Source organism: bacterium (assembly GCA_036524115.1).
In the GTDB taxonomy this organism is placed as follows: Bacteria; JAUVQV01; JAUVQV01; order JAUVQV01; family DATDCY01; genus DATDCY01.
In genome coordinates, this window is sequence record DATDCY010000022.1 from 1 (window position 1) to 3,640 (window position 3,640).

At 73.5% G+C, this 3,640-nt stretch carries 4 protein-coding genes; 1 reads left to right on the top strand and 3 read right to left on the bottom strand.

What is annotated here, in order from left to right:
* Window positions 1-430 (top strand): ChaN family lipoprotein (locus tag VI078_01250; protein HEY5997916.1); only part of this gene is annotated, 430 nt, incomplete at its 5' end.
* A 37-nt stretch (window positions 431-467) separates the two neighbouring features.
* Here VI078_01250 and VI078_01255 read toward each other — a convergent pair.
* The 3 genes from VI078_01255 to VI078_01265 all read right to left on the bottom strand — a co-directional run.
* On the bottom strand, window positions 468-1,532 hold the full coding sequence (locus VI078_01255) for a DUF1194 domain-containing protein (protein ID HEY5997917.1): 1,065 nt from the start codon (window positions 1,530-1,532) through the stop codon (window positions 468-470).
* Window positions 1,533-1,537: 5 nt separating this feature from the next.
* A complete protein-coding gene (locus VI078_01260) occupies window positions 1,538-2,608 on the bottom strand; it encodes a PilT/PilU family type 4a pilus ATPase (protein HEY5997918.1) in 1,071 nt (356 codons plus the stop codon).
* Between the two features lie 44 nt (window positions 2,609-2,652).
* The coding region (locus VI078_01265) for a GAF domain-containing protein (protein HEY5997919.1) at window positions 2,653-3,640 on the bottom strand (988 nt) is incomplete at its 5' end.

Sequence of the window (3,640 nt, forward strand, 5' to 3'; positions counted from 1 at the left end):
GCTGATCGGGCTGAACATCGCCACGGCCATCGTGGAGCAGGTGGGCCGCGGCGGCTTCCGCTCGCTCTCGGCGGAGCAGCGGCGCCAGCTCGGCGTCAACTCCTGCGATGTCTCCCCGCGCTACGCGGACGTGCTGCACCGGCTCACGGGAAGGCCCCTCGGTTCCGCGGCCTTCGCCAACTTCTGCGAGGCGCAGATCGTCTGGGACGCCGCCATGGCCCGCACGATCGCCGACTTCCTGCGCGCGCGGCCGGACCACGTGGTGCTCGTCTTCTGCGGCAGCTTCCACGCGTGGCGGCACGGCATCCCGGGGCGGCTCGCCACGATCACGGACGTCCCGGTGAAGATCATCCTTCCCTCGGGGGACGACAGCCAGCAGCGCTACGACATCCTCCGGGAGGACGCGGACTACATCTGGTGGAACCAGTAGCGGGGCGGTCGCCTTCGCTTTGCAGCCTCGACGCCGGCTAGCGGCGCTGGACGCGCAGCACGTCCGCGCCCCGAACCGGCCCGCCGCCCTGGGCGGGCAGGAGGTTGCCGCGCAGTTCGAGGAGCACGCAGGCGCGGTCGGCCGCGCCGCCGATCGCCGCGGCCAGGGCCTGGCGGTCGACGTGCAGCACGAGGTCGGTGTAGCCGTCCGACCCGGTCGTCGTGCAGCTGCCGCAGGAGTCCTTGCGGCCTTCGAACGGCGCGGCGACGTCCTCGTACGACCAGCGCACGGGCGGCACGCCGGCGACGGTGAGGGTCGCCGGGTCGATGGCGGCGACGTCGAACGCCGGGCCCCCGAGGACGGCGACGGGGAGCAGCCCCTGGCTGCCGACGAGGAACGGGTTCGGGCACGACCCCGGCTTGACGTCGAGCGCGACCTCGAGCGCGACTTCGGTGCGGACCTTCTCGCGCATCGCCGCGACGTAGGCCGTGAAGTCCGGGACCATGACCACGAAGCCGTCCGCGGGCGGGGCCGACGCCGGCTGCGGCCAGACGAGCCGCTCGAGGAAGGCGAGGTCGGCCTCCCCGACGCCAAGCGCGTTGAGGGCGTCGAGGCCGGCCGCGACCGCGGCGTCGCGGGCCGCGAAGGGGTCGGTGCCGATCGTGGTGCTGTGCCGGCCGTCGGTGGAGATGTCGATGACCCACCGCGCCGCGGGGTCGCGGAACTGGCCGAAGCAGGCTTCGATGGCGGCGACCATGTCGGTGCGGTGATTCAGCGGCCAGGGGACGGGCGGGATGGCGCGCACGGCCGCCGCGAGGCCGAGGGCGTCCGCCTCGCCGGAGACCACGGTCGCGGGGACCTCGACCGCGGCGCCCCACATGAAGACGACCACCGAGACGGTGACGGAGCCGTCACGCGGTACGACGGCCGGGTCCTCGACGGCGCGCGCCAGCCCCTCGAGCTGGAGCGCGAACTGGTCCGGCGCGATGCTGCCCGAGCCGTCCAGCGCCGCGCACAGCTCAACGGCGGCCGCCGCCGGCGCGGCCGGCCGGAGGAGCGCCGCGGCCAGCGCGAGCGCGCCGAGCGTCGCAGCCGGCCTCACGGGCGTCACTCCCCGAAGGTGAGTTTGCGCTCGAGGTCCATGGAGCGCGTGATCGTGGCCGCCTGCTCCATGGCGATTTGCCCGGCCTGGACCAGTTCGATGAGGTGCTGATCGAGCGTCTGCATCTGGTACTGCGTGCGGCCCTTCTCGATGTGCCGCTCGATCTCGTCGAGCTTGCCCTCGCGGATGCAGGCCTGGATCGTGGTCGTGGCGCGCATGATCTCGACGACCGGGATGATCATCTCACCCGTCTTGTCCTTGATCAGCCGCAACGAGACCGTCGCGACGATGATGTCGGCGAGCCGCTGGCGCATGACCGCCTGCGCCTCGGGCGGGAAGAAGCCGATGAGGCGGCTGACCGTCGAGACGGCGCCCTGCGTGTGGAGCGTCGAGAGCACGAGGTGCCCGGTCTCGGCCGCGCGGATGCACCCCTCGATCGTCTCGAGGTCGCGCATCTCGCCGACCATGATGATGTCCGGGTCCATGCGCATGGCGGTGCGCAGCGCGGGGCCGAAGCCCAGCGTGTCGATGCCGACCTCGCGCTGGACGATGCAGCTCTTGCCCGAGCGGAAGAGGAACTCGATCGGGTCCTCGATCGTCACGATGTTGTAGGTGCACGTGTCGTTGATGTGCCGCAGCATCGAGGCAAGCGTCGTCGACTTGCCGTTGCCCGTCGGGCCGGTGACCAGGACCAGGCCGTTGGGGGCGCGGGCGATGTCGGCGAGCACCGGCGGCAGGCGCAGGTCCTGGAAGGTGCCGACCTGCGGCGGGATCACGCGCATGACGATGCCGAAGGCGCCGCGCTGGCGGAAGATGCTCACCCGGAAGCGCCCGCCGTCGGGGAGCGAGTACGAGGCGTCCAGCTCGCGCAGCCCCTCGGGGAAGGCGCGGCCGTTGTGCTGCATGATGGTATTGACGATGAACTCGGTGTCGGCGGCGGTCAGGGCCGGCAGCCGGGCGCGCACGAGCTGGCCGCGCACGCGGAAGAACGGCGGGTTCTCCACCTCGAAGTGGACGTCGGAGACCTTCTTCTCGAAGGCGATCCCGAGGATCTGGAGCAGCAGGTTCATGTCCATCGTCTGACCCCTTGCCTGTTGTGCCGCCGCCGTCGCGCGCCGCGCTACGGCGCGGCCTTCTCCGCCCGCCTGCGATAGAGGATGCGCTCGAGGGCCAGCCCGGCCTGCCCCGCGAGGGTCTCGATCAGCTCGAGGTCGACCGGGCCCGGCTCGCGCTGCCCGAAGTCGGCGTACGTCACGGAGACGGTCGTGCCCGCCGCGCGCAGCGGCACGAGCAACGCTGCCGGGTGGCGCGGGGCGCCCACGCGGGCGTGGAGCGCCCGCAGCGAGCCGTCCGCCGCGATGTCGGCGAGCCCGCAGCGTCCCCCGTCGATGGCCCCGGCGAGCAGCGGCGAGTCCGCGGCGGCGATGCGCAGCGGCGGGCCCTCCAGCGGCAGGGGCTCGCGGCCCGCGCCGCGCGCAAACCCGATCCCGCGCTCGGCGTGCAGCTCGCGGCCGCGCACGACGAGGGTCAGCGCACGTTCCCAGGTGCCGGCAACGCTGCGCAGCACGCTCAGCGCGACCGAGGAGCCGTCGTTGAAATCGCGCAGCGCCGTCAGCGAGTCCCTCAGGCGCGAGAGCGCCCAGGGGACCTGCGAGCGGACGTGGGCCCGCAGCTGTCCCGGAAAGACCGCCAGGAAGCCCTCGAGGCCGTCGATGAGCGCGGCCGGCGGCGTCTCCCGGGGCGGCCTGGCGAAGACCGCCACGACCCCCTCGGAGGGGGCGGCCGGGAGGAACGGGCCCCCGGGGGCGGCGAGCTGGACGCTGCACAGCCCAGGCCGCGCCTCCTGCTGGCGGCGGCGCAGGTTCGCGAGGGCCCGCGGGGCGAAGCGCGGGTCGGCGCTCACCGGGGCGTCGATCAGAAGCACCGGCACCCCGCCCTTGGCGAGGCACTGGGCGACGACCGGCTCGATATCGCCCTCTTCGCTCGTCGAGAAGACGTGGATCCCCTCGGCGCGGCACGCCGCCGACAGGCAGTGGGCGAGCAGGCCGTCGGCGCCGTAGAGGACGACCGAAAGCGCCGGCGGCGTCGCCGCGCGCGGCCGCGCGGGC

What these genes read in the sequence shown, in the direction of transcription:
- VI078_01260 (HEY5997918.1), bottom strand. Translation starts at nt 2,608, where the DNA reads ATGGACATGAACCTGCTGCTCCAGATCCTCGGGATCGCCTTCGAGAAG.